We start from the raw sequence: 21,498 nt of genomic DNA, 5'->3' as shown, positions 1-21,498 counted from the left end.
TTCCCGGTTGCTCACGCCGCGCTCGCCGTATCGTCATAGGCTCCTCACGACCGTTCGTTTGCGGTCGTCCCAGGCGTCGTGAAAGGTGCCCGCGCCAGCCCTCGCGTGGAGAGGGACGAGACTCGGCGCACCCTCACTTCCAGCGCTGGTTCTCGGTGTCCCAGATGCGGCCGTTCAGGTCGCGGGCGAGCGCCGCGATCAGGGCGTCGATCTCGACCGCCGCGCTCTCCTCCTCCTGGCCGTGATAGCCGGACGTGAAGGCGAGCTGGGCGCCCGCCGCCTTGTCGGCCGGCTCTACCGAGGACTCGCCGAGCCAGATCACGAGACCATCGCCGCCGGCGGGCTTCTCCGGACCGACCAACAGGGTGACCTCGATCACCTCGGTGAGATCGAGCCCGCGCGCCGCCTGGTCGGGGCGCTCGAGCTTGATGGTCACCTCGCGCGTCACCTCGTCCCAGCGCGCCGACACCGGCTTCGCCCCGAGCGCGGCGCCGACCGCGGCCGATAGCCGCTCGCTCAACGCGTCGATCTTGAGGGCGCCGCCGTCCATGAACGCCGCGGCATCGATCCGCACGGCACGCTCGATCCCGTAGGCGCCGGTGGTCCAGCCCGCCATGATCACGCCCGTCATGCCCTGCAGCTTCGAGACCAGCGCCGCGGCGCGCTCCGGCGCCGTCTCCAGCCGCACCGTCTGATGGCCGCTGCGCAGATCCCTGCAGGTCTGCACCAGGCTCGTATAATCGACCCGCACGCCCTGGCCGCGCAGGCTCTTCACCAGCTCGGGCAGACCCTCGCGCGACACCTTCACGGCGACCGCCACGGGGGAGATGTCGGCGAAGGTCCCGGGCGCGGTGACGATCTCCTCCTCGCCGGCCTGCTGCTCCTGGAACTCCGGCTCGCTCATGTCCGAGAGGTCGGTCGCGGCGACCGGCTGGGTCTTGCCGCCGCGCGTGATGGTGCCCTCGAGCGAGAAGGTGTCGCCCGACGCCTTGCGCACCAGGCTGACCGAGATCGGCACGCCGTCGGGCTCGCTCTGGCCGGAGCCGACGAGCTTGCCGCCCTCGGGCTTCAGGGCGACGACGAAGCGGTCCTTGCGGTTCGAGCTCGGCGTCACCGAATGGCAGAGATCGAGCTCGGCCGAGACGACGCGGTTGCCCTGCCGGACCTCGCGCCACACCGCGTCGCTCGGCAGCTGGCCCATCAGCTCGCCGAAGATGGTCGCGTAGCGCACCGTCTCGGCGGGCGGTGTCGGAGCCGGCCGTGTTCCGCCCTTGGCCTGCGGAAAGGCCGGGCCCGCGAGGGCGAGCGTCAGGGACGCGGCAGCGACGACGGCGAGCGCACGCATGAAGTCCTCCAAAGGGGGATCGGCCGGATCGGCGGGGCGGCCGCCGAGGCTTGACCACAACCACGGCCAGCCGGCAAGAACAAGGCGCCCGCGGCGCGGCCGGCGGGCGCGGGGCCCGGCATTCGGCCGCCCCGGCGATCTGTTCTCGTTTTCGGAGTGTGCCCATGATTCGGCACTGCGCCCTGGATCCGCGGCCTTCGACCCGGCGCGGGGGCCCGATCCCCGGAGGCGCGCGCCGTCCGGTCCGCTTCGCCGCGGCGCTCGGCCTTCTCGCCGCGGGACTCGCGGCCGGCGGTGCGGGATCCGGGCCCGCGGCGGCGCAGGCGGCCTTCCCTTACGGGCAGGAGCTGCGCATGGACACCGATCCGATGAAGGGCTCCAAGAAGGTCCCGATCCTCGACATCGCCGACAACGGCCTCGCCGAGATCGAGCTGTGGTGCAACGCCGTGAAGGCGCGCCTGGTGGTGGCGGGCGACACCGTGACGGTGCTGGTCGGTCCGCGCACCGAGCGTCCGTGTCCGCCCGATCGCGCCCGCGGCGACGAGGAGATGCTCGCCGCCCTCAACCAGGCGACGCACTGGCGGGTGGTGGACGACGCCCTGGTGCTGACCGGCGGCCCGCGCGAGCTGCGCTTCAGGAAGCAGGGGAACTGAGGGGGCTTTCTTTCACCTCTCCCCGGCGGGGAGAGGTCGGATCTCGCGCGACCGCGCGAGATCCGGGTGAGGGGGGCCGAGGCAACCAATTGACGCCGTAAACCCTCACCCCGACGCGCTTCCCGCGTCGACCCTCTCCCTCAGGGAAAGGGTATCGGGGCGTGCGGCTCGGGAACGATGTCCTCGATCACGACGCCCCTTCAAAGGCCCAGCTTCGGCCACAGCGCGTCGACGCGCGCGACCAGGTCGGGCGTGGCCTTGAGCACCTGGCCCCATTCGCGGCTGGTCTCGGTCCCGATCTTGTTGGTGGCGTCGAGGCCGAGCTTGCCGCCGAGGCCGGAGAGCGGCGAGGCGAAGTCGAGATAGTCGATCGGCGTGCGGTCGATCACCATCAGGTCGCGCGAGGCGTCGAAGCGGGTCGAGATCGCCCAGGCGACGTCGTCCCAGCTCTTCGGATCGACGTCGTCGTCCACCACCACGATCAGCTTGGTGTAGGTGAACTGCGGCAGCATCCCCCACAGGCCCATCATGATGCGACGGGCGTGGCCGGGATAGCGCTTCCTGATCGAGATGATCGCCATCCGGTACGAGCAGGCGTGCGGCGGCAGCCAGACGTCGACGATCTCCGGGAAGGCGCGCTTGACGATCGGCAGGAACAGCTCGTTGAAGGTGGCGCCCAGCACCGCCGGCTCGTCCGGCGCGCGGCCCGTCAAGGTCGAGAGGTAGCTCGGGTCGCGCCGCGTCGTGATCGCGGTGACGCGCATCACCGGGAACGGCTCGACCGAGTTGTAGTAGCCGGTGTGGTCGCCGAACGGGCCCTCCGGCGCCGTCTCGGTCGGCGAGACGAAGCCCTCCAGCACGATCTCCGAATCCGCCGGCACCATCAGCGGCACGGTGCGGGCCTTGGCCAGCCGCGGCCGGGCGCCGCGCAGCAGCCCGGAGAAGCGCACCTCCGACAGCGTCTCGGGCAGCGGCAGCACGGCGCTCAGCATGGTGGCCGGATCGGTGCCGATCGCCACCGCCACCGGCGTCTCCTGGCCCTGCGCCGCCCACTGGGCGTGGTGCTTCGCCCCGCCGCGATGGTGCAGCCAGCGCATGATGACGCGGTCGCGTCCCAGCACCTGCATGCGGTAGATGCCGAGATTGTAGCCGGCGACCGCCTCCTGGTCCGGCGGGCGGGTCACCACCACGCCCCAGGTGATCAGCGGGCCGGCCTCGCCGGGCCAGCAGGTCTGCACGGGCAGGGCCGCGAGATCGACGTCCCGGCCGAGCCGCACCTCGTCCTGGGCCGGCGGCCGGTCGACGACCTCGGCGCGGGTCCGCATCGCGGCGCGCAGGATCGGCAGGCGGGCGAGGGCGTCGCGCAGGCCGTCCACGGGTTGCGGCTCGCGCAGGCTCGCGAGCGCCTCGCCGAGCTCGGCCAGCCGTTCGGGCCGGATGCCGAGGCCGGCGGCGACGCGGGCCCGCGTGCCGAACAGGTTGGCGACCACCGGCACGGGCAGGATCCGGCCGCTCGCGTCGCGCGGGCACTCGAACACCAGCGCCGGCCCGTCGCGGGCGATCACGCGGCGATGGACCTCCGCCATGTCGTGGACGATGTCGACCGGTTCGGACACCCGCGCCACCTCGCCGGCTGCGTCGAGATGGCGCATGAAGTCGCGCAGGTCGCGAAAGGGCGGAAAGTCTCGGATCGGCACGGCTCGTCTCCGGAAGGGAGGGGATCAAGAGCGCTAGCCTGTCGTGAGTCCTTGACATAGGACAAAGTGCCAGCCGCTGCGGCGCGGTAACCAAGCCATTCCATGTCGAGCAACTCAGCCACAGTTCCCGAGCTCCCGGGGGTTCTCGCGTTCGGCCTGCGGCCGCTGCCGCTCGCCCCGCTCGCGGCCGCCCTCGATCTCGTCGTCAAGTCGGCCGCCCGGCGGCATCCCGGCATGTTCGCCCGCCTGGGCGACCAGGCGGGGAAGCGGTTCCTGATCGAGCCGACCGACCTGCCCTTCGTCGTGGTGATGACGCCGCGCGCCGAGGACCCCGAGGTCCTGGTGGTGCGTCCGGGCGAGGAGCCGCAGGCCGACGCCCGCATCGCCGGGCCGCTCGGCGCGCTGGTCGGGCTGATCCACGGCGCCTATGACGGCGACGCCCTGTTCTTCTCGCGCGACCTGACCGTGGAAGGCGACATGTCGGCCGTGGTGGCGCTGCGCAACGCGCTCGACGACGCCGAGATCGACCTCGTCGCCGAGGCCGCCGCGGTGCTCGGCCCGCTCGCCTCGCCGGCCGAGCAGGTCGGCCGGCTCGCCGCCTCGGTCGCCGAGCGCATCACCGGCATCGCCTTCGCCCGCCCACGGAGCGGCTCATGACCCCCACTCTCGCGGCCGAACGGCCCGCCCCCGCCAAGTCGACGGGCTCCAAGCCGGCCGGCTCGACGACGACCGACACCTGGACGCCCAAGGGCAAGCTCGAGCTGGTCTGCCCGGCCGGCACGCCGGCGGCCATGCGGGCCGCCATCGAGGCGGGCGCCGACTCGGTCTATTGCGGCTTCGCCGACGACACCAACGCGCGCAACTTCCCGGGCCTCAACTTCTCGCCCGCCGAGATGGCCGAGGGCGTCGCCTACGCCCACAAGCGCGGCGTCAAGGTGCTGATCGCCGTCAACACGTTCCCGCGCGCCGGGCAGCCGGAGGCGTGGCACCGCGCCATCGACACCATCGCCCAGATCGGCGGCGACGCCGCGATCGTCGCCGACATCGGCCTGCTCGACTACGCCGCCGAGAAGCACCCCGGCCTGCGGCTGCATCTCTCGGTGCAGGCGGCGGCCGCCAATCCGGAGGCGATCGGCTTCTTCGTCGAGCGCTTCGGCGTCCGCCGCGTGGTACTGCCGCGGGTTCTGACCGTCCAGGAGATCGCCGTCCTCAACAAGGAGATCCCCTGCGAGACCGAGGTGTTCGTGTTCGGCGGCCTGTGCGTGATGGCGGAGGGGCGCTGCTCGCTGTCCTCCTACGCCACCGGCTGCTCGCCCAACATGAACGGCGTCTGCTCGCCGCCGAGCCACGTCACCTATGCGCAGGAGAAGGGCAACTTCGTCTCGCGCCTCGGCGAGTTCATGATCAACACCGTGCCGGGCGGCCAGCCGATGCCGTATCCGACGCTGTGCAAGGGCCGCTTCACGGCGAACGGCGAGACCTCGCACATCTTCGAGGACCCGGCGAGCCTCGACGCCAGCCTGCTGATCCCGCCGCTCGCCGAGGCCGGCGTGACGGCGCTGAAGATCGAGGGCCGGCAGCGCAGCCGCAGCTACACGGACGCGGTGGTGCGGGCCCTGCGCGGCGCGCTCGACCAGCACGCCCGCGGCCTGCCGATCAATGCCCGCGCCCTGATGGCGCTCTCCGAGGGCGCCTCGACGACGCGCGGCGCCTATCAGAAGACGTGGCGATGAGAACAGCGGAGCCGTCGCTGGTCATTCCGGGGCGCGCCGAAGGCGCGAACCCGGAATCCAGCACCGCGCTCGGAGTTTTCGGCTGGATTCCGGGTTCGGCGCTGCGCGTCGCCCCGGAATGACGCCGTCGGATATCGGGATCTGAGACAATGTCATCTTCGGACACCGCGGCGCGGCCGACCCTGACGCTCGGAGCGGTGCTGTTCAACTGGTCGCCCGAGCAGTGGCGCGACTTCCATTACCGGATCGCCGACGAGGCGCCGGTGGAGCGCGTCTGCGTCGGCGAGGTGGTGTGCTCGAAGCGCCTGCCGTTCTACCAGGACGACATGCCGGGCGTGATCGAGCGCCTGCAGCGCGGTGGCAAGACCGTGATCCTCTCCTCGCTGGCGCTGCCGACGCTGCCGCGCGAGCGCAGGATGATCAACGATCTCCTGGCGATCCCGGACGTGCTCGTCGAGGCGAGCGACGTCTCGGCGCTCTCGCCGATCGCCGGGCGGCCGCACGCCATCGGCCCGCTGATCAACGTCTACAACGAGGGCACGGTCGCCTTCATGGAGAAGCAGGGCGCCGTGCACATCTGCCTGCCGCCCGAGCTGCCGATGAGCGCCATGGGGCCGCTCGCCGCCAAGGCGCGGACCGCGACGCTCGAGGCCTGGGCCTTCGGCCGGGCGCCGCTCGCCATCTCGGCGCGCTGCTACCACGCCCGCATCCACGGGCTCGCCAAGGATTCCTGCCAGTTCGTCTGCAACAAGGACCCGGACGGGCTGGAGGTCGACACGCTGGAGGGCCGCCGCTTCCTCTCGGTCAACGGCGTGCAGACGCTCTCAGACACGGTGGTCAACCTGATCGGCGACCTCGACGCGGTGGTGTCGCGCGGCGTGCGCGCGTTCCGCCTGTCGCCGCACACCTGCGACATGGTGGCGGTGGCGCGGGCCTTCCGCGACGTGCTCGACGGCCGGCTCGCCGCCGCCGAGGGCGAGGCGCGGGTCGCCGCCCTGATGCCGAACGCCGCCTTCTCCAACGGCTTCCTGCACGGCAGGCCCGGCCACCAGCACATCGCCCTGGCCGGGTGAGGCGCCGCACGGCCCAGGTGTCAGGTCGATAGATTCACGTTAGACTGCGCCATCGGAGGATGATCCCGTGGCCGACCTGTCCCGTATCGTACTCGATCCCGCCGTCCTGGCCGGAAAGCCGGTGGTCCGCGGAACGCGGATCTCGGTCGACTTCGTCATCGGCCTCATGGCCGACGGCTGGAGCGAGACCGACATTCTGCAGAACTACCCGGGGCTCACCCACGAGGACGTCACGGCGTGCCTCGCCTACGCGCACGGGCTGCTCGCGTCCGAAAAGGTCTATCCGAGCGTCGTCTGAATGCGCTTCCTCGCGAACGAGAACATGCCGGCTTCGGCTGTCGTCGAACTGCGGGCCGCCGGGCACGACGTCGCCTGGATCCGGATCGATGCTCCCGGCGCAAGTGACGAAGACGTTCTCGACCGCGCTATCCGGGAGAACCGGATCTTGCCGACGTTCGACAAGGATTTCGGTGAGCTTGCCTGGCGGTACGGGCTGCCGGCCACGTGCGGCGTGGTGCTGTTCCGCCTTTCCATGCCGGCGGCCGGAAATGCAGGTGCGTCGATCACAGTTCGCATCGCCGAACGGACCGACTGGGCCGGACACTTCAGCATCGTCGAACCCGGCCGCACGCGTATGCGAGTCCTGCCGTCCAGGCCGCATTGACGTCATGGCCGGGGCGAGCCCCGGCCACGACGCGTCGTCGGAGGCGATCCGCTCACCCCTTCTTCGGCAATGCCACGATCATGTCCAGCTCCACGCGCGCACCCGGCGACGAGAGCTGGTTGATGCACACCATGGTGCTGGCCGGGCGCCAGTCGCCGAAATAGGGGCGCATGGCGCGGTGCATGCCGTCGCCGTCGCGGATGTCGGTCAGGTACTTGGTGATCTTCACCACGTCCTTCCAGCTCGCGCCGACCTCGTCGAGGATCGACTTGATCGCCTCCATGGCGTTCCTCGTCTGCTCTTCGATCGAATGCGGATGGACGTGCTCCTCGTCGCGATGCGGATGGTCGTGATAGAGCTTCGAGGCTGTGGCCCCCGAGATGAACATCAGGTCGCAGGCGCCGACGATGTGCACGGCCGGCGCGTAGGGCATCTTGTGGGCCTGCGACGGGTCGGGATGGATCGACTTCAGCTCGAAGGTCATGGGACGTCTCCGGTGCGTTGCTGATGATGACGTGAGAAGGGAAGCGTCAGGCGGGAATTACTCGCTGCGTCGATGCTGACTCCGCTCATCCCCGCGCAGGCGGGGATCCAGAGCGTCTCTGCCGTGGCGCCTCCGGGTCCCCGCCTGCGCGGGGACGAGCGGAAGCAGAAGACCGCCGCATCGCGCGATGGACCTCAGTTGACGCGCCAGTGGCCGAGGCGGACGTCGATGGCGTCCTGGACCTTGGTCACCACGATGCCGAGCGTGGCGAGCACGATCAGCACGGCGAACACCTGCTCGGTCTCCAGCACCTGGCCGGCGAGATAGAGCCGGGCGCCGAGCCCGAGCTTGCCGACCACCATCTCGGCGGCGACCACCAGGATGATCGACACGCCCAGCCCGAGCCGGATGCCGGCGAAGATCGACGGGATGGCGCTCGGCAGCAGCACCATGCGGATGATCTGGCGGCGCGAGGCGCCGAGGTCGCGGGCGGCGAGCACCAGCCCCTGGTCGCACTGGCTGATGCCCAGCACCGTGTTGATGACTACGGGGAAGAACGCCCCCAGCATGCTGATGGTCAGCATGAACGGCCCGCCGGTGCCGAGCCAGATGATCAGGAGCGGGATCAGCGTCACCTTGGGCAGCGGATAGAGCGCGGCGATGAAGTTGTCGGCGATCGCGCGGACCCGCACCGACACCGCCATCCACACGCCGAGCGCGACCCCGAAGGCGAGCGCGATGAAGAAGCCGCCGAAGATCCGGATCAGCGTCGCGATCAGATCGGTGGCGAGGCCGCCGGACCGGAACATCTCGAAGAGCGCGACGACGATGCGGCTCGGCCGCGGCAGATAGATCGGGTTGAGCTGGAGCACGATCACGGCGAGCTCCCAGGCGAGGATCACGACCGCGACGGCGATCCAGCTGAGCGCCTTCGGCTCGCCGAGGCGGGCGAGCAGGCCGCGGCTCGGCGCCGCCGGCGCCGTGTCGGGACTCGCGAGCGGGCCGGCCGTGGTGTCGGGGCTCACGCGTCGCCTCCCTCGGTCGCCATGGCGCGGATGACCTCCTGGCGCAGCAGCCCGTAGATGCGGTCGAACAGCGCGGCGAAGCGCGGATCGTGGGTGGTCGCCATGCTGCGCGGATGCGGCAGGTCGTCGTGGATCTCGGCGGCGATGCGGCCAGGCCGCGCCGTCATCACCAGGATGGTGTCGGCGAGCAGGATCGCCTCCTCGATCGAGTGGGTGACGAGGATCGCCGTGGTGCCGCTCCGCTCCACCAGGGTGGCGAGCTGCTCCTGCAGCACGAGGCGCGTCTGCGCGTCGAGGGCGCCGAACGGCTCGTCGAGCAGCAGCACCTCGGGCTCCATCACCAGGGCGCGGGCGATGCCGACGCGCTGGCGCATGCCGCCGGAGAGCTGACGCGGATACTTCTGCTCGAAGCCGCCGAGGTCGACGGCGGCGAGCGCCTTTCTGGCGCGTGCGAGGCGTTCGGCCTTCGGCACGCCGGCGACCTCCAGGCCGAACGCGACGTTGTCGATCACGGTGCGCCACGGAAACAGGTTGAAGGCCTGCCAGACCGTGGCCATGTGGGGCGCGGCGACGTCGCGCGGCGTGGCGGCGGCGTCCGTCGCGCCGTCGCCGCCGAGCAGGAGGAAGCGCAACGTCCCGCGCGTCGGCGCGAGGAAGCCGCGCACGATCTGCAGGAGCGTGCTCTTGCCGCAGCCGCTCGGCCCGATGATCGCCGTCACCTTGCCGGGGGCGAAGCGGCAGCTCACCTCGCCGAGCGCGACGGTCGGCTCGCCGCTCTTCGACGGGAAGGTGAGTCCGACCGCCTCGACCGCGATCGTGGTCGCCGAGGTCGCGGTGCGGGCGGCAGCCGGCGCTGGTGACGGCACGGGTGACACGGCGTCCACCTCCGGAGGCCGACGGGGGTTCTGGCCCGGCCTCTCGGCCGGCGGGTCGGTTGCACGGGAGCCTCCGACGTGATTATCTTCATGTCAAGATAATTGCGAGGGCAGCCCGTGCCGCGATCGGATGCAGAATCGGCCCGCCGGGACGCGATGGACCGCTTCGTCGCCGAATGGAAGGCGGCGCGGCCCGACATCGACGTGCACTATCTCGCGACGCTCGGCCGCATCCTGCGGCTCTCGACGCACCTGCGGGAGGCGGTCGACGGCTGGCTGAAGCCCTACGGGCTGACCTGGGACGTGTTCGATCTGCTGGTCACCATCATGCGCTCCGGCGCGCCCGAGGGCCTGCGGCCGACCGCGCTCACCGACGCCTGCCTGCTGTCCTCCGGCGCCATGACCAACCGCATCGACCGGGTGGAGCGGCTGGGCCTCGCGGTGCGCCGCCCCGATCCCGACGACCGCCGCGCCACCCGCGTCGCACTGACGCGGCGCGGGGCGAGCCTCGCCGACAGGGCGATGGCCGAGCACTCGGCGCAGTCCCGCCGCATCGCCGACCGGCTCACCCGGAGCGAGCAGGAGACGCTCGCGCGGCTGCTGCGCAAGCTGTTGAGCGGCTTCGAGAACGCGAACCCGACGGGGACGCCCGGATGAGCCGGGCGGGTCGTCGCGACGCGACGACCGCACGGCGCGCGCGGCGCGGCCCGCCGTGTCGCGTGACGAAACGCGGCGGCGGCCGCCGCGGATGGCCCCTTGCACGCGTCGCGAAGCGTGGTGCACAGTTCATACAAAGCGTGGCCGCCGTTCCCCGGCATCGCTCTTGCTTCCGTTCTCCTGTTGGTTCTCCCGTCCGCTCTCGACGCGGTCCGTCGATGTCCATCGTCCCACCCCCGGAGGCGCCATGACCCTCTCCCTCGACCGCCGACGCTTCGTGTCCACCACCGCGGCCGCGGCCGCGACGCTGGCGATGCCCCGCATCGGCCGCGCCCAGGAGCGCACCAGGATCCGCATCGGCGTGGTACCGCTGATCTCGTCGGGACCGATCTTCCTCGCGCAGGCGAGGGGATTCTTCGAGAAGGTCGGGCTCGACGTCGAGCTGCGCTACTTCGCCGACGGCGTGCTGGCGATGCCGGCCCTGGTCGCCGGCGAGCTCGACACCACGGTGGCGACCCTCAATGCCGGCCTGTTCAACACCGTGTCGAAGGGCGCGCCGTTCAAGCTGATCCTCGACCGCGGCTCGGAGAAGCCGGGCTCCGGCTCGATGACCATCGCGGCCTCGAACGACATGGTGACGGCCGGCATGACGGCGCCGGGCAAGATGGGCCTCCTGAAGGGCAAGCGCGTCGCCATCCAGGCGCCGGGCGGCATCGACCAGTATCTGATCGGCCTCGGCGTGCAGCGCGCCGGCCTCGATCCGCGCACCGACGTCGAGTGGTCGAGCGGGCTCGCCTATCCGGACATCGTCAAGGCGATCGGCGCCGGCCGGGCCGACGCCGCCAACGTGCCGGTGCCGCTCGGCTTCCTGGTCGAGAAAAACAATTTCGGCAAGCTGGTCTTCTCGGGATACGACATCGAGCCGAACACCCAGCTCGCCTGCTGGGTGATGTCGCAGAAGTTCCTCGACGCCAACAAGTCGGCGGCGGTGCGCTTCGCCATGGTGCACACCTGGGCGGGCCGGCTCTACAACAAGGCGGCCGCCGCCAAGGACCCGGACGTGATCAGGATCATCTCGGAGGCCACCAAGGTGCCGCCGCCCCTGATCGAGGCGGCCGCGCCGCGCTGGACCTGGTTCAACGAGGACGGCAAGCCCAACATCGACTCCTGCATGGCGCAGGGCAGGTTCTGGACCGAGCAGATGAAGCTCGTCTCCGGCCGCGTCACCCAGGAGCAGCTGTTCGACCTGTCCCCGGCCGTCGAGGCCAACGCCCAGCTGGAGAAGAAGAACCCGTTCGTGTGAGGAGGGTGGCGGGAGCGGTTCGTCGCAGTCGAAAGAGGCCGCCGTGCGGCGGCCTCTTCGAGGTGCGAATGCCGGCCCGTCTCACGGCCCGCCGCCGCGAGACGGGCCACCTGCACTACTCGGCGGCGGCCTGCAGGCCGGCGGCCGTCGGAGGCTCGATCGTGTGCCGGGTCCACCACCCGGAATAGGCCTCCGGCCGACCGTTGATGGTGACCAACGGGCGATCCCGGCCGGCCGCCTGTGGGCTGCGGATGACGATCCGATCACCGTCGAAGCTGTCGAACCTCATCGTCACCGGCTCGCCGTAGGTCAGCATCTGCTCCTCCAGGATGCCGACGGCGACGCGCTCGCCCATGCGCAGCGACTCGTAATAGTCGGTGTAGTAGTGGACGCCAGCCATGTTGCGTCCGATGGCGATGTTGGCGGCGAGCTTGTTGAGCTCGCCCTGGAGGGTCAGGGGTGCGCAGTGCGCCTTTTCGAGCCGGCTGCCGTCGTCGATCGGCTCGTACACCGGGAACGGCCACATCAGTGGGGAGCCCATGTCGTCGTACATCTCGAAGAAGGCCTTCAGGATGGTGACGCAGCCGCCGGCCACGGTCGCGTGCCCCGCCCCATAGGAGGCGTGCATCGGCGAGCCCTCCGGGAGTGCCATCGCGAGGAGATAGTTGCGATGCTCCGGCAGCCATTCCGGATTGGCCGGCGGTGTGACGCGGGACCGCGCCGCGTTCGGGCTGTGCCTGCGCAACGCGTTGTGGTGAGCGACGAGCGCGAGGATCTGCGACCGATCCAGCTCGTCCAGCATGCTCTCGCACTTCTCCTGGACGTTCCGGGTGAGGGCGGTCTGCCCGTGCAGCGGGCCTCCGTCCCGCGCGGCGGCCGCCAGCGTGAGCAGTCCCGCGATGCGTTCCGGCCGGGCGCGGCGATGGAAGCCGAACTTCTGGCGTCGGACCGCCTTGAGGCAGCGCGATGCGACCTCGGTCACCAGCGAGAGCACGTGCGGGCCGCCGAAGGTCGCGAAGGCGGCACGAGCACCGGACGACTCGGGGAATCCCGAATCGAACTTGAAGCTGCTCGTGTACTCGCGGGCCGACAGCATCAGCAGGCAAGCGTTGAGATAGGCTTGGTAGAGCTGGTCGAGCCGCACATAGGCGCAGAGGTCGCGCGGCGTGGTGAGGAAGCGGCGGGCGCCGTCGACCACCGAATAGGGACGCAGATCCGCGCCGCGTTGGACGTCGAGCCAGCCGCCCCAGGTGGTCATGTAGTCGAGCTGCGGGACGAAGGTGAAGACCCGCTGATCGAGGGCCTGCGCGCCGTAGACGATGTAGCCGTCCGACTCGGAGAAGGAGACCGACGTCGCGCCGTCCGGGCTGCGCGGTCCGCCGCGCCCCCGGTTGCCGATCAGCAGGAACTGCGACAGCAGCGGCCCGGCCTTGGCGCCCGGCACGGAGCCGCGGAACAGCAGCTTTCCGGTCAGTCGGGAGTAGGACGTGGCGGGGTCGTCGATCGGCCCGTAGTCCATGCTCCCGTGATCGTGGAAGCGGGCGGTGCGCCGACGCCGCTCCTGGAGGGTCAACGAACGGTCCGATCCGTCCGGAAACGAGCTCACCGGCCGGCCGTCGGGATCGAACCAGGACAGCTTCCGCAGCGCGGCGAGGACGCTCTCGACGTCGAGTTGCGTGTTCTCGTCGCCGCCGCTCTCGTCGGCGATCCGGCGGAACGGCACATCGCGCAGGATCGCCATCGCGTAGAGCTCCGCCATCTCGGCGCACAGCTCGCTGCCGCCGAGGCGCGGTGCGGGAGGCATCGCGACCTCCGCGGCATCCGGTCCCTCGAGATCGTGGACATGTCCGGCGCGCGGGCTCTCCCATCCGCGCCAGTCGACCTGCGGCTTGTCGTCGACCTCGGTCTCGAACAGCTTCGCGGGCGGCGTCGGCTGGGTCGGGCGGAGGTGCTCGAAATCGGTCGGGCCGGGCTGACAGATCGCGTCGACGAGCTGCTCGTACCGCGCACCGTCGGCGATCCCGTGCTGGTCGTGCGGAAGGCCCTTGGTGAAGTTGGTGACGTAGAGACCGGAGGCGTCGCTCTCCTCGCGGTTCGACACGGTCTGTGCCTCGTCACGCTCACGCGCGACGCGGCCGGCCAGGTCGCGCACCATTTGGCTGCGATTGCGACGCGCTTCGCCGTCCGGGTCGGGGATCGGATGAGAGATGGGCATGTCGCTTCCTTTGCTGATCGTGTTGCAACAGCACGCCGGCCACGGAGCGGCTCCATGGTCGTGAACGACACTCGGATTTTCATGTTACGGGGATCGGGAGACGATCACCTGTCGCGATCAACGGGATTCGATCGTTCGGTTCGATCGGGACCCGGTCGGGTATTCCAGGCCACTTCGATCATGCGAAGATTTCGATCATGCGAATTTCGATCATGCGAAGATCGTGTGAAACCGATGGTCGTCGACGATGCGTCCACGCTCATCCGCCTCGATCGTCGCGTATTGCGGCAGTTCTCGTACGAATGAAAATCTGCTGCGATCGGCGGCCCGACCGGCCGAGCGAATGATCTTATAAGCTGGTTGTGTCTGCAAGCCTGAGTTGATCGATCGGGTGCAACATAAACGGATTGTGAGAACTGGTAACCAGATACACGCGAATGAAGGCCGCCGACGTGCGCTCGCGTCGCCGCGGAGTGGTTCGAGGCGCGAGATGACGAGGTCGAAAAGCCGTTCTCGCCGATGATTCGAACGAGTCCTGTCGTCGGCGCACCGCATCGGCGGCGGTCCGGCGGACGTCTCGCTCCGTCGCCCCGGGTCCCGGTTCGCGCCGCGCCCGCGACGCGAGGATCCGGAACGAGCCGCGCGAAGCCCGAACCGGAACGCGAGAAAAAAGGGCCGCCTCTCGGCGGCCCTTCGTCGTGTTTCGATCAGATCCGGGACGGCCGGATCAGAAGTCCATGCCGCCCATGCCGCCGCCGTGCGGCATCGCCGGGGCCGGCTTGTCCTTCGGCAGCTCGGCGACCATCGCCTCGGTGGTGACGAGCAGGCCGGCGATCGAGGCGGCGTCCTGGAGCGCGGTGCGCACCACCTTGGCCGGATCGATGATGCCGGCCTCGACGAGGTCGACATACTTCTCGGTCTGCGCGTCGAAGCCGTAGGTCTCCGACTTGTTCTCGAGGATCTTGCCGACCACGATCGAGCCCTCGACGCCGGCATTCTCGACGATCTGCCGGATCGGCGCCTCGAGCGCCTTCAGCACGATGTTGATGCCGGCCTGGACGTCGGCGTTGTCGTTCTTGATCTTGCCGACCGAGGCCTTGGCGCGCAGCAGCGCGACGCCGCCGCCCGGGACGATGCCCTCTTCCACCGCGGCGCGGGTGGCGTTGAGCGCGTCCTCGACGCGGTCCTTCTTCTCCTTCACCTCGATCTCGGTGGCGCCGCCGACGCGGATCACCGCGACGCCGCCGGCCAGCTTGGCGAGGCGCTCCTGGAGCTTCTCGCGGTCGTAGTCCGAGGTGGTCTCCTCGACCTGCGCCTTGATCTGACCGACCCGCGCCTCGATGTCGGCCTTCTTGCCGGCGCCGTCGACGATCGTGGTCTTCTCCTTCTCGATCAGCACCTTCTTGGCGCGGCCGAGCATCTGGACCGTGACGTTCTCGAGCTTGATGCCGAGGTCCTCGGAGATCACCTGGCCGCCGGTGAGGATCGCGATGTCCTCCAGCATGGCCTTGCGGCGGTCACCGAAGCCCGGCGCCTTCACGGCCGCGACCTTGAGGCCGCCGCGCAGCTTGTTGACCACCAGGGTGGCCAGCGCCTCGCCCTCGACGTCCTCGGCGATGATGACGAGCGGCTTGCCCGACTGCACCACGGCCTCGAGGACCGGGAGCATGGCCTGCAGGCCGGAGAGCTTCTTCTCGTGCAGGAGGACGTAGGCGTCCTCGAGCTCGGCCGTCATCTTCTCGGCGTTGGTGATGAAGTACGGCGAGAGATAGCCGCGGTCGAACTGCATGCCCTCGACGACCTCGAGCTCGGTCTCGAGCGCCTTGGCCTCCTCGACCGTGATGACGCCCTCGTTGCCGACCTTCTGCATGGCGCCGGCGATCATCTCGCCCACGCCGGTGTCGCCGTTGGCCGAGATGGTGCCGACCTGCGCGACCTCGGCCGACGAGCCGACCTTCTTGGCGCGCTTCTCGATGTCCTTCACGACCGCCGCGACGGCGATCTCGATGCCGCGCTTGAGGTCCATCGGGTTCATGCCGGCGGCGACCGACTTGGCGCCCTCGCGCACGATCGCCTGGGCCAGCACGGTCGCCGTGGTGGTGCCGTCACCGGCGAGGTCGTTGGTTTTCGAGGCCACTTCGCGCACCATCTGGGCGCCCATGTTCTCGAACTTGTCCTCGAGCTCGATCTCCTTCGCCACCGTCACACCGTCCTTGGTGATGCGCGGCGCGCCGAAGCTCTTCTCGATCACGACGTTGCGGCCCTTGGGGCCGAGCGTCACCTTGACGGCGTTGGCGAGCAGGTCGACGCCGCGCAGCATCTTGTCGCGCGCGTCGGTGGAAAAGCGGACGTCCTTGGCAGCCATGTTGCTTGCTCCGAAATCTCGTCAGGGGGCCGTCGTCCCGGGGCGGCACCGTCGGTGCGCCGCCGCTCGCGGACGACGAGCGGGAAGGCGGTGGCTCAGCCGATCACGCCCATGATGTCGGACTCCTTCATGATCAGGAGGTCCTCGCCGTCGAGCTTCACCTCGGTGCCCGACCACTTGCCGAACAGCACGCGGTCGCCGACCTTGAGGTCGAGCGGGACCAGCTTGCCGGCCTCGTCGCGGCCGCCCGGGCCGACGGCGATGATCTCGCCCTGGCTCGGCTTCTCCTTGGCGGTGTCCGGGATGATGATGCCGCCGGCGGTCTTCTCCTCGGCCTCGATGCGCTTCACGACGACGCGATCGTGCAGCGGGCGGAACGTGGTCTTCGCCATGGATTGTGTATCCTCGTCGCCACCTGGGGTGGCTGGGGTTCGGTGAAAAAGCCTGGAATTGAGGTCTGGCACTCGGACCTCGCGAGTGCCAGCGCCGGCCGGGACATAGGGATTGGGGTTTTGGCTGTCAAGGCGCCGGCCGGAACGAAAGCGGCGCGGGCGCGTTGCGGCTCCCGGTGCGGTTAATGCCGCCGGGCGAGGGGCGGCGTTCCGGGCCGCGGCGGGCCACGCTGCTCGATACGACAGACCGGCCGCCCGGAAAACCAAAAAAGCCGCGGCGCAGGCGCCGCGGCTGATCGATGGTGAACGTCCCCCCGCCGCCCGGCCCCCGGAGGGGCGAGGCGAGGGGCGGGACGGTCACGGTCCGGTCCGGCCCTCCGGGGGCCTCGCCGTCATGCCGGCGGACGAGGGTCCGGTCCGCCTCAACGCCTGTCGGACCCGGACATGCCGCTGCCCGACCGATCGGACGAGCCCTGGCCCGAACCGCTGGCGGAGCCGCTGCCGGTGGTCTCGGAGCCGCTCATGCCGGACGATCCGCCCGCGCCGGTGGTCTCGGAGGCCGAGCCGCCCTGCTGCGCGGTCGACTGCGCGTCGAACCGCGACGCATCGAGGCCGAGCTCGGACAGGACGCGCCCGTCGATCTGGTCGTCGCCGGTGGCGAAGCCCTTCGACTGCTTGAAGTTGTCCAGCGCCGAGCGGGTGTCGGGGCCCCACACGCCGTCGACGTCACCGGAGCTGAAGCCCTTCTTGTTGAGAGCCTGCTGGATGTCGCGGATCTGGCCGCTGCTCAGCTGGTCGGTCTTGACCGGCTGCCGGTCCGCCGCCTGCTGGCCGGCGCTCGCCCCCTGACCGGAGCTCCGGCCCTGCTGGTACTGCTGGCCCTGCTGGGACTGCTGGGACTGGCTCTGCTGCCCCTGGCCCTGCTGCCCCTGGCCGGACTGCCAGGGCTGCGCCGCCGGCGGCTTCTGCTGCGAGGACTGCGACTGCGAGGGCTGCTGGGCATAGGCGGGCGACGCCAGGGCGAGCGCGGCCGTCGCGAGAAGGATGCGTTTCATGCGTTTTCTCCTGGAGGTGGTTTCTGGAGTGCGTTTCTGGCGGTGCGGCTCTGCTCCGTCTCCCGGACGCGACTGCTCCGTCGGCGCGGGCCGACGTCGCTCCGGGTCGGACACCGCGGTCCGCCGGCACGGACCGGACGCGCCGGCCGTACGACGGGGCAACCCGCGCCCCCGCCGAAACGTTCTGCTCACCTCTTCCGGTCGTGCCGCCCCGGGCCGGCGACCGTGCGGTTCCGTGCAGGCTTTGCGCGCCCCGCATGCCACGGCGGTGCCGCGTGCCCGTGGCGTCGAGATCCGCGCCGCGTCATCGAAACGCCCATCTCGCCCGGTCTAGGTGACGCGCCTTCCCGCCTGCCCGAAGGTGCCGTCGCCGCCCGGACATTCGGCCGCGACGGAGGTATGAAACGCTCTTGCGCCAAGGCCTTCCGCCGATCAGAGTGGGGCATCGATGTCGGAGATCGTCATGGTGGTTTCGTTCCGGGGCGCGGCGCGCGTATTGACGGCTGTCGCCGCCCTGACGTCGCTCGCCGGCTGTGCGAGCACGCTGCCGTCGTTTTCGGGCGGCGGCTCGGCGCCCGAGCCGGGTCCCCCGCCGGTCGCCGCGGCGCCGCCCGCCAGTCTCCGTCCCGACGAGATCGTCGGCCGCTGGGGCTATTCGGCCTTCCACCGGCCGGAGGATCGCGCCCGCACCGAGGGCAAGGCCCGCGAGGCGTGCAGCAATCCCTACATCATCAACCGCAGCTCGGTCGGCGTCGCCATGCTGGGCCACGACAGCCCGCAGGTGCAGGACATGCTGCTCAAGGCCGGGGCGGACGGAAAGACCTATATCGGCCCGAATCCGCCGGCGCCCGACAGCGACGATCGCGAGGTCGTGTCGTTCGACGGCCGCGTGCTGGTGCTGCGCTGGGTCGATCCGGAGGTCGCCGGCCGCTACGGCAACATGCTGCTGGTCCGCTGCGGCGCCGAGGGGACCGCGTCACGCCGGCCGCGCCCGGCTCCGGCACCCGGCGCGGTACGCTGATCACGAGGCCCGCATGAATGCCGGGCATCCCAAACTCCTCTGGCTGCCGCTGGCCCCGTTCGAGCGCGACGCCCTGAAGACGGCGCTCAAGGGCGCCGGCCTGCCGCACGACGACATCGACGCGCCCGGGCGCTGGTTCTGGCGCTTCGAGGAGAACGACGTGCCGATCGGCTTCGGCGGCATCGAGGTGCACGGCGACGACGGGCTGCTGCGCATCGTCACCCTGCCGATGCTGCGCCATCGCGGCCTCGGCGGCGCCATCGCCGACGCGCTCGAGGGCGAGACCGTGGCGCTCGGCTGCCGCGCCCTGTGGGTCGCGGTCGGCGGCGAGGCGCCCTTCTTCGCCGAGCGCGGCTACCTGCCGTGCCGGCCCGACGCGGTGCCGGCGGACATCGTCAAGAGCCTTCCGCCCGGCGCCGACACGGTCATGATGAAGCGGCTGGGGTAGGGCGGCCCGGACCCGCGGGGACGCCACGGCTGCGCAGCTACCGAAGCGGCGTGATCACGTCGATGCACGTGTTCCGCCGCCTCGGCCCGTCGCCGTCACGGCGCAATCACTGCGACTTGGCGCCGGCGCCCGAGATCCTGACGATGTTCGCCCACTTGTCGATGTCGGCGCGCAGGAACGCGTCGAAGTCCTTCGGGCTCATCTCCATCGGCACGGCGCCCTGGCGGCTCCACGCCTCGCGTATCTCGGGCCTGGCGATCACCTCGCGCACCGCCGCGTTGAGCCGATCGACGATCGCGGCCGGCGTGCCCGCCGGCGCCATGATGCCGAGCCAGATGGTCGCCTCGTAGCCCGGCACGCCGGCCTCGGCGACGGTCGGCACGTCGGCCATCAGCGCGGAACGCTTGGTGCCGGTGGTCGCCAGCGCGCGCACCTGGCCGCCCTCGGCAGTGGTGCGCATCGTCGTGATGGCGTCGAACATCATCTGGACGTGGCCGCCCATCACGGCGTTGCGCGCCTCGCCCGACGCCTTGTGCGGCACGTGCACGATGGTGGTGCCGCTCATCGCCTTGAACAGCTCGCCGGCCATGTGATACGGCGTGCCCGGCCCCGAGGAGGCGTAGTTGAGCCCGCCCGGCTGCGCCTTGGCCAGCGCGACGAACTCCGGCAGCGTCTTGGCCGGCACCGACGGATGCACCACCATCAGAAGGTCGGAGGAGTTGATCGGCGCCACCGCGACGAAGTCGCGCATCAGCTCGAACGGCTTGTTGGCGATCAGCGACTCGTTGGTCGTGTGGGTGTTCGACATGACGAGCAGCGTGTAGCCGTCGGGGGCCGACTTCGCGACCATGTCGGTGCCGATGATCGAGCCGGCGCCGGGCCGGTTCTCCACCACGAAGGACTGCTTCGTCGCGTCGGACAGGTGCTGGGCCAGCACGCGCGCGAACACGTCGGCCGGGCCGCCGGCTCCGAACGGCACGACGAGCCGCACCGGTCGGGCCGGATAATCCTGCGCGGTCGCGCCGGACACCATGGAGAGAGCGAGAAGGGCCGTGCCGGCGAGTCCGGACAGCACGGCGAGCGCACGCCGTCGAGCGTTCATGGTCTTCCTCCCTTGGTGGATCGTTCTTGCGGATCGTTGTGAAGGCCGATCCTTTCCATTAGGGCTAGCACGGAAGCGGATGGCGGGCGAGCCTCGCCCTTTCGCCGCGGCGTGCACGGCCGCGAGCGACGCAGGGGAGGCGACGCAGGGGAGGCGACGCAGGGGGCATGCCCGACATCCGCACGCGTCTGGCCGGGCCGCTCGTCGAGGGGCCGTGGCGGGCCCTGCCGGTGCTCGGCGTCACCCAGGTGCTGGCCTGGGGAGCGCTGTTCTATCCGCCCGTCCTCACCGTTCCGCTGATCGCCGCCGAGCGCGGCTGGTCGCTGTCCTTCGCCATGGCCGGGTTCTCGGCGGCGCTGCTCGCGGGCGGGGCCGTCGCGCCGCTGGTCGGTCGGGTGATCGATCGCCGCGGCGGCCATGTCGCCATGACGGCCGGGTCTCTCCTCGGCGCGCTGGGGCTCGTGGCGCTCGCGGTCGCGCAGCATCCGGCCGCCTATCTGGCGGCCTGGACCGTGGTCGGGGTCGCCATGGCGGCGTCGCTCTACGATCCCGCCTTCGCGACGCTCGGGCGGCTGTTCGGCGCCGCGGCGCGGCGGCCGATCACGCTGCTGACCTTCGTCGGCGGGCTCGCTTCGACGGTGAGCTGGCCGGCCACCCGGGCCCTGTGCGACGGGCTCGGCTGGCAGGGCTGCCTGATCGTCTACGCGGCGCTGCTCGCCGGCGTGGCGGCGCCGCTGCACGCCTTCGCGCTGCCGCGGCAGCCGGCCGCTCCGGCGCCGGCGCCGGCCAGGGCGGCGGCCGCCGCGCCGGCCGCGGTCTACGCCCCGAGCGGACGCCCGTTCCTGCTGGTGATGGCGGGATTCGCCGCCTATGCCTTCGTGCCCTCGGCCCTGTCGGCGCATCTGATCGCCATCCTGCAGCGCGGCGGCATCGACGCCGCGACGGCGGTCCTGATCGGCATGCTGTTCGGGCCGTGCCAGGTGCTGGCGCGGGTCACCGAGTTCGCCTTCGGGGCGCGCGAGCACCCACTGTCGCTGGCGCGCTTCGCCATCGCCCTGATGGTCGCGGCCTTCGTGCTGATCGGCACCGCCGGCGTGTCGGTCGCGGCGGCGGCGGCCTTCTACGTGATGTTCGGGGCGAGCAACGGCCTCGTCACCATCGCCCGCGGCACCGTGCCGCTCGCGCTGTTCGGACCCGCCGGCATCGGCACGGTGATCGGGCGCCTCGCGGCGCCGTGGCTCGCCATGCAGGCGGCGGCGCCGCTGGTCGTCGCGGTGGCGGCCGAGCGCGGCTCCGACATGGCGGCGCTCACGCTGGTCGCCGTCTTCGCGGCGGTGGCGCTCGCCTGCTTCGTGCTGGTGCGGAGGCCGGTTTGAGGATCGCGGGCGCGC

At 70.8% G+C, this 21,498-nt stretch carries 22 protein-coding genes; 12 read left to right on the top strand and 10 right to left on the bottom strand.

Annotation, left to right across the window (positions count from 1 at the left end; genetic code table 11):
• Positions 1-133: 133 nt before the first annotated feature.
• Positions 134-1,345, bottom strand: coding sequence for a hypothetical protein (locus J2S22_RS20820; RefSeq protein ID WP_272840448.1), 1,212 nt, complete (start codon positions 1,343-1,345; stop codon positions 134-136).
• Positions 1,346-1,698: 353 nt separating this feature from the next.
• Here J2S22_RS20820 and J2S22_RS20815 point away from each other — a divergent pair, with 353 nt between their 5' ends.
• Complete coding sequence (locus tag J2S22_RS20815) at positions 1,699-1,998, top strand: META domain-containing protein (protein WP_272840447.1); 300 nt, start codon at positions 1,699-1,701, stop codon at positions 1,996-1,998.
• 200 nt (positions 1,999-2,198) lie between these two features.
• Here the strand turns inward: J2S22_RS20815 and J2S22_RS20810 are convergent, their stop codons facing one another.
• Positions 2,199-3,650 (bottom strand): UbiD family decarboxylase, encoded by a 1,452-nt coding sequence (locus J2S22_RS20810; protein WP_272777041.1) that lies wholly within the window; start codon positions 3,648-3,650, stop codon positions 2,199-2,201.
• Between the two features lie 147 nt (positions 3,651-3,797).
• Between J2S22_RS20810 and ubiT the strand changes: the two genes are divergently transcribed.
• The 6 genes from ubiT (at position 3,798) to J2S22_RS20780 (ending at position 7,165) form a co-directional block, all read left to right on the top strand.
• On the top strand, positions 3,798-4,352 hold the full coding sequence (gene ubiT, locus J2S22_RS20805; protein ID WP_272776930.1) for a ubiquinone anaerobic biosynthesis accessory factor UbiT: 555 nt from the start codon (positions 3,798-3,800) through the stop codon (positions 4,350-4,352).
• A gap of 134 nt (positions 4,353-4,486) precedes the next feature.
• Positions 4,487-5,428, top strand: coding sequence for a ubiquinone anaerobic biosynthesis protein UbiU (gene ubiU, locus J2S22_RS20800; RefSeq protein ID WP_272777042.1), 942 nt, complete (start codon positions 4,487-4,489; stop codon positions 5,426-5,428).
• On the top strand, positions 5,425-5,550 hold the full coding sequence (locus J2S22_RS20795) for a hypothetical protein (protein ID WP_272776931.1): 126 nt from the start codon (positions 5,425-5,427) through the stop codon (positions 5,548-5,550). Before ubiU ends, J2S22_RS20795 begins: the two co-directional genes overlap by 4 nt.
• A 27-nt stretch (positions 5,551-5,577) precedes the next feature.
• Positions 5,578-6,501 carry a ubiquinone anaerobic biosynthesis protein UbiV gene (gene ubiV, locus J2S22_RS20790; protein WP_272776932.1) on the top strand — a complete coding sequence of 308 codons (924 nt, stop codon included), beginning with the start codon at positions 5,578-5,580 and terminating at the stop codon, positions 6,499-6,501.
• Positions 6,502-6,568: 67 nt separating this feature from the next.
• On the top strand, positions 6,569-6,799 hold the full coding sequence (locus tag J2S22_RS20785) for a DUF433 domain-containing protein (RefSeq protein ID WP_272776933.1): 231 nt from the start codon (positions 6,569-6,571) through the stop codon (positions 6,797-6,799).
• Positions 6,800-7,165 (top strand): DUF5615 family PIN-like protein, encoded by a 366-nt coding sequence (locus J2S22_RS20780; protein WP_272776934.1) that lies wholly within the window; start codon positions 6,800-6,802, stop codon positions 7,163-7,165. It begins immediately after the preceding gene.
• Positions 7,166-7,217: 52 nt separating this feature from the next.
• Here J2S22_RS20780 and J2S22_RS20775 read toward each other — a convergent pair whose 3' ends face one another.
• From J2S22_RS20775 to J2S22_RS20765, 3 genes are all read right to left on the bottom strand, one after another.
• Complete coding sequence (locus tag J2S22_RS20775; protein ID WP_272776935.1) at positions 7,218-7,649, bottom strand: RidA family protein; 432 nt, start codon at positions 7,647-7,649, stop codon at positions 7,218-7,220.
• Positions 7,650-7,843: 194 nt separating this feature from the next.
• A complete protein-coding gene (locus J2S22_RS20770; RefSeq protein WP_272776936.1) occupies positions 7,844-8,674 on the bottom strand; it encodes an ABC transporter permease in 831 nt (276 codons plus the stop codon).
• On the bottom strand, positions 8,671-9,540 hold the full coding sequence (locus tag J2S22_RS20765) for an ABC transporter ATP-binding protein (RefSeq protein WP_272776937.1): 870 nt from the start codon (positions 9,538-9,540) through the stop codon (positions 8,671-8,673). Before J2S22_RS20765 ends, J2S22_RS20770 begins: the two co-directional genes overlap by 4 nt.
• Positions 9,541-9,705: 165 nt before the next feature.
• Here J2S22_RS20765 and J2S22_RS20760 point away from each other — a divergent pair, with 165 nt between their 5' ends.
• Positions 9,706-10,206, top strand: coding sequence for a MarR family winged helix-turn-helix transcriptional regulator (locus J2S22_RS20760; RefSeq protein WP_272776938.1), 501 nt, complete (start codon positions 9,706-9,708; stop codon positions 10,204-10,206).
• A 247-nt stretch (positions 10,207-10,453) separates the two neighbouring features.
• Positions 10,454-11,509 (top strand): ABC transporter substrate-binding protein, encoded by a 1,056-nt coding sequence (locus J2S22_RS20755; RefSeq protein ID WP_272776939.1) that lies wholly within the window; start codon positions 10,454-10,456, stop codon positions 11,507-11,509.
• 115 nt (positions 11,510-11,624) lie between these two features.
• Here the strand turns inward: J2S22_RS20755 and J2S22_RS20750 are convergent, their stop codons facing one another.
• The 4 genes from J2S22_RS20750 to J2S22_RS20735 form a co-directional block, all read right to left on the bottom strand.
• Positions 11,625-13,724 carry a phosphatase PAP2 family protein gene (locus J2S22_RS20750; RefSeq protein WP_272776940.1) on the bottom strand — a complete coding sequence of 700 codons (2,100 nt, stop codon included), beginning with the start codon at positions 13,722-13,724 and terminating at the stop codon, positions 11,625-11,627.
• A 727-nt stretch (positions 13,725-14,451) separates the two neighbouring features.
• The gene (gene groL / locus J2S22_RS20745) at positions 14,452-16,089 is read right to left on the bottom strand and encodes a chaperonin GroEL (RefSeq protein WP_272776941.1); all 1,638 of its coding nucleotides are present in this window, start codon (positions 16,087-16,089) and stop codon (positions 14,452-14,454) included.
• Positions 16,090-16,184: 95 nt separating this feature from the next.
• Complete coding sequence (gene groES / locus J2S22_RS20740; RefSeq protein WP_111357443.1) at positions 16,185-16,481, bottom strand: co-chaperone GroES; 297 nt, start codon at positions 16,479-16,481, stop codon at positions 16,185-16,187.
• 422 nt (positions 16,482-16,903) lie between these two features.
• Positions 16,904-17,536 (bottom strand): peptidoglycan-binding domain-containing protein, encoded by a 633-nt coding sequence (locus J2S22_RS20735; RefSeq protein ID WP_272776942.1) that lies wholly within the window; start codon positions 17,534-17,536, stop codon positions 16,904-16,906.
• Between the two features lie 463 nt (positions 17,537-17,999).
• Here J2S22_RS20735 and J2S22_RS20730 point away from each other — a divergent pair, with 463 nt between their 5' ends.
• Both J2S22_RS20730 and J2S22_RS20725 read left to right on the top strand, forming a co-directional pair.
• On the top strand, positions 18,000-18,557 hold the full coding sequence (locus J2S22_RS20730) for a hypothetical protein (protein ID WP_272776943.1): 558 nt from the start codon (positions 18,000-18,002) through the stop codon (positions 18,555-18,557).
• A 13-nt stretch (positions 18,558-18,570) separates the two neighbouring features.
• Positions 18,571-19,005 (top strand): GNAT family N-acetyltransferase, encoded by a 435-nt coding sequence (locus J2S22_RS20725; protein WP_272776944.1) that lies wholly within the window; start codon positions 18,571-18,573, stop codon positions 19,003-19,005.
• A 106-nt stretch (positions 19,006-19,111) separates the two neighbouring features.
• Here J2S22_RS20725 and J2S22_RS20720 read toward each other — a convergent pair whose 3' ends face one another.
• Positions 19,112-20,107, bottom strand: a complete 996-nt coding sequence (locus J2S22_RS20720) for a Bug family tripartite tricarboxylate transporter substrate binding protein (protein ID WP_272776945.1) — start codon at positions 20,105-20,107, stop codon at positions 19,112-19,114.
• 167 nt (positions 20,108-20,274) lie between these two features.
• Here J2S22_RS20720 and J2S22_RS20715 point away from each other — a divergent pair, with 167 nt between their 5' ends.
• Complete coding sequence (locus J2S22_RS20715; protein ID WP_272776946.1) at positions 20,275-21,483, top strand: MFS transporter; 1,209 nt, start codon at positions 20,275-20,277, stop codon at positions 21,481-21,483.
• The last annotated feature ends 15 nt before the right edge of the window (positions 21,484-21,498 follow it).

The sequence above is a fragment of the Rhodoplanes tepidamans genome (genome assembly GCF_030813915.1).
In the GTDB taxonomy this organism is placed as follows: Bacteria; Pseudomonadota; Alphaproteobacteria; order Rhizobiales; family Xanthobacteraceae; genus Rhodoplanes; species Rhodoplanes tepidamans.
The sequence above is the reverse complement of the archived record's forward strand: the minus strand, read 5'-3'. Positions and strand labels throughout refer to the sequence as shown.

Coding starts and splice junctions, on each gene's coding strand:
- J2S22_RS20820 (WP_272840448.1), bottom strand. CDS start 1,345: ATGCGTGCGCTCGCCGTCGTCGCTGCCGCGTCCCTGACGCTCGCCCTC.
- J2S22_RS20815 (WP_272840447.1), top strand. CDS start 1,699: ATGGACACCGATCCGATGAAGGGCTCCAAGAAGGTCCCGATCCTCGAC.
- J2S22_RS20810 (WP_272777041.1), bottom strand. CDS start 3,650: ATGCGCCATCTCGACGCAGCCGGCGAGGTGGCGCGGGTGTCCGAACCG.
- ubiT (WP_272776930.1), top strand. CDS start 3,798: ATGTCGAGCAACTCAGCCACAGTTCCCGAGCTCCCGGGGGTTCTCGCG.
- ubiU (WP_272777042.1), top strand. CDS start 4,487: ATGCGGGCCGCCATCGAGGCGGGCGCCGACTCGGTCTATTGCGGCTTC.
- J2S22_RS20795 (WP_272776931.1), top strand. CDS start 5,425: ATGAGAACAGCGGAGCCGTCGCTGGTCATTCCGGGGCGCGCCGAAGGC.
- ubiV (WP_272776932.1), top strand. CDS start 5,578: ATGTCATCTTCGGACACCGCGGCGCGGCCGACCCTGACGCTCGGAGCG.
- J2S22_RS20780 (WP_272776934.1), top strand. CDS start 6,800: ATGCGCTTCCTCGCGAACGAGAACATGCCGGCTTCGGCTGTCGTCGAA.
- J2S22_RS20775 (WP_272776935.1), bottom strand. CDS start 7,649: ATGACCTTCGAGCTGAAGTCGATCCATCCCGACCCGTCGCAGGCCCAC.
- J2S22_RS20760 (WP_272776938.1), top strand. CDS start 9,706: ATGGACCGCTTCGTCGCCGAATGGAAGGCGGCGCGGCCCGACATCGAC.
- J2S22_RS20755 (WP_272776939.1), top strand. CDS start 10,454: ATGACCCTCTCCCTCGACCGCCGACGCTTCGTGTCCACCACCGCGGCC.
- J2S22_RS20750 (WP_272776940.1), bottom strand. CDS start 13,724: ATGCCCATCTCTCATCCGATCCCCGACCCGGACGGCGAAGCGCGTCGC.
- groL (WP_272776941.1), bottom strand. CDS start 16,089: ATGGCTGCCAAGGACGTCCGCTTTTCCACCGACGCGCGCGACAAGATG.
- groES (WP_111357443.1), bottom strand. CDS start 16,481: ATGGCGAAGACCACGTTCCGCCCGCTGCACGATCGCGTCGTCGTGAAG.
- J2S22_RS20735 (WP_272776942.1), bottom strand. CDS start 17,536: ATGAAACGCATCCTTCTCGCGACGGCCGCGCTCGCCCTGGCGTCGCCC.
- J2S22_RS20730 (WP_272776943.1), top strand. CDS start 18,000: ATGGTGGTTTCGTTCCGGGGCGCGGCGCGCGTATTGACGGCTGTCGCC.
- J2S22_RS20725 (WP_272776944.1), top strand. CDS start 18,571: ATGAATGCCGGGCATCCCAAACTCCTCTGGCTGCCGCTGGCCCCGTTC.
- J2S22_RS20720 (WP_272776945.1), bottom strand. CDS start 20,107: ATGAACGCTCGACGGCGTGCGCTCGCCGTGCTGTCCGGACTCGCCGGC.
- J2S22_RS20715 (WP_272776946.1), top strand. CDS start 20,275: ATGCCCGACATCCGCACGCGTCTGGCCGGGCCGCTCGTCGAGGGGCCG.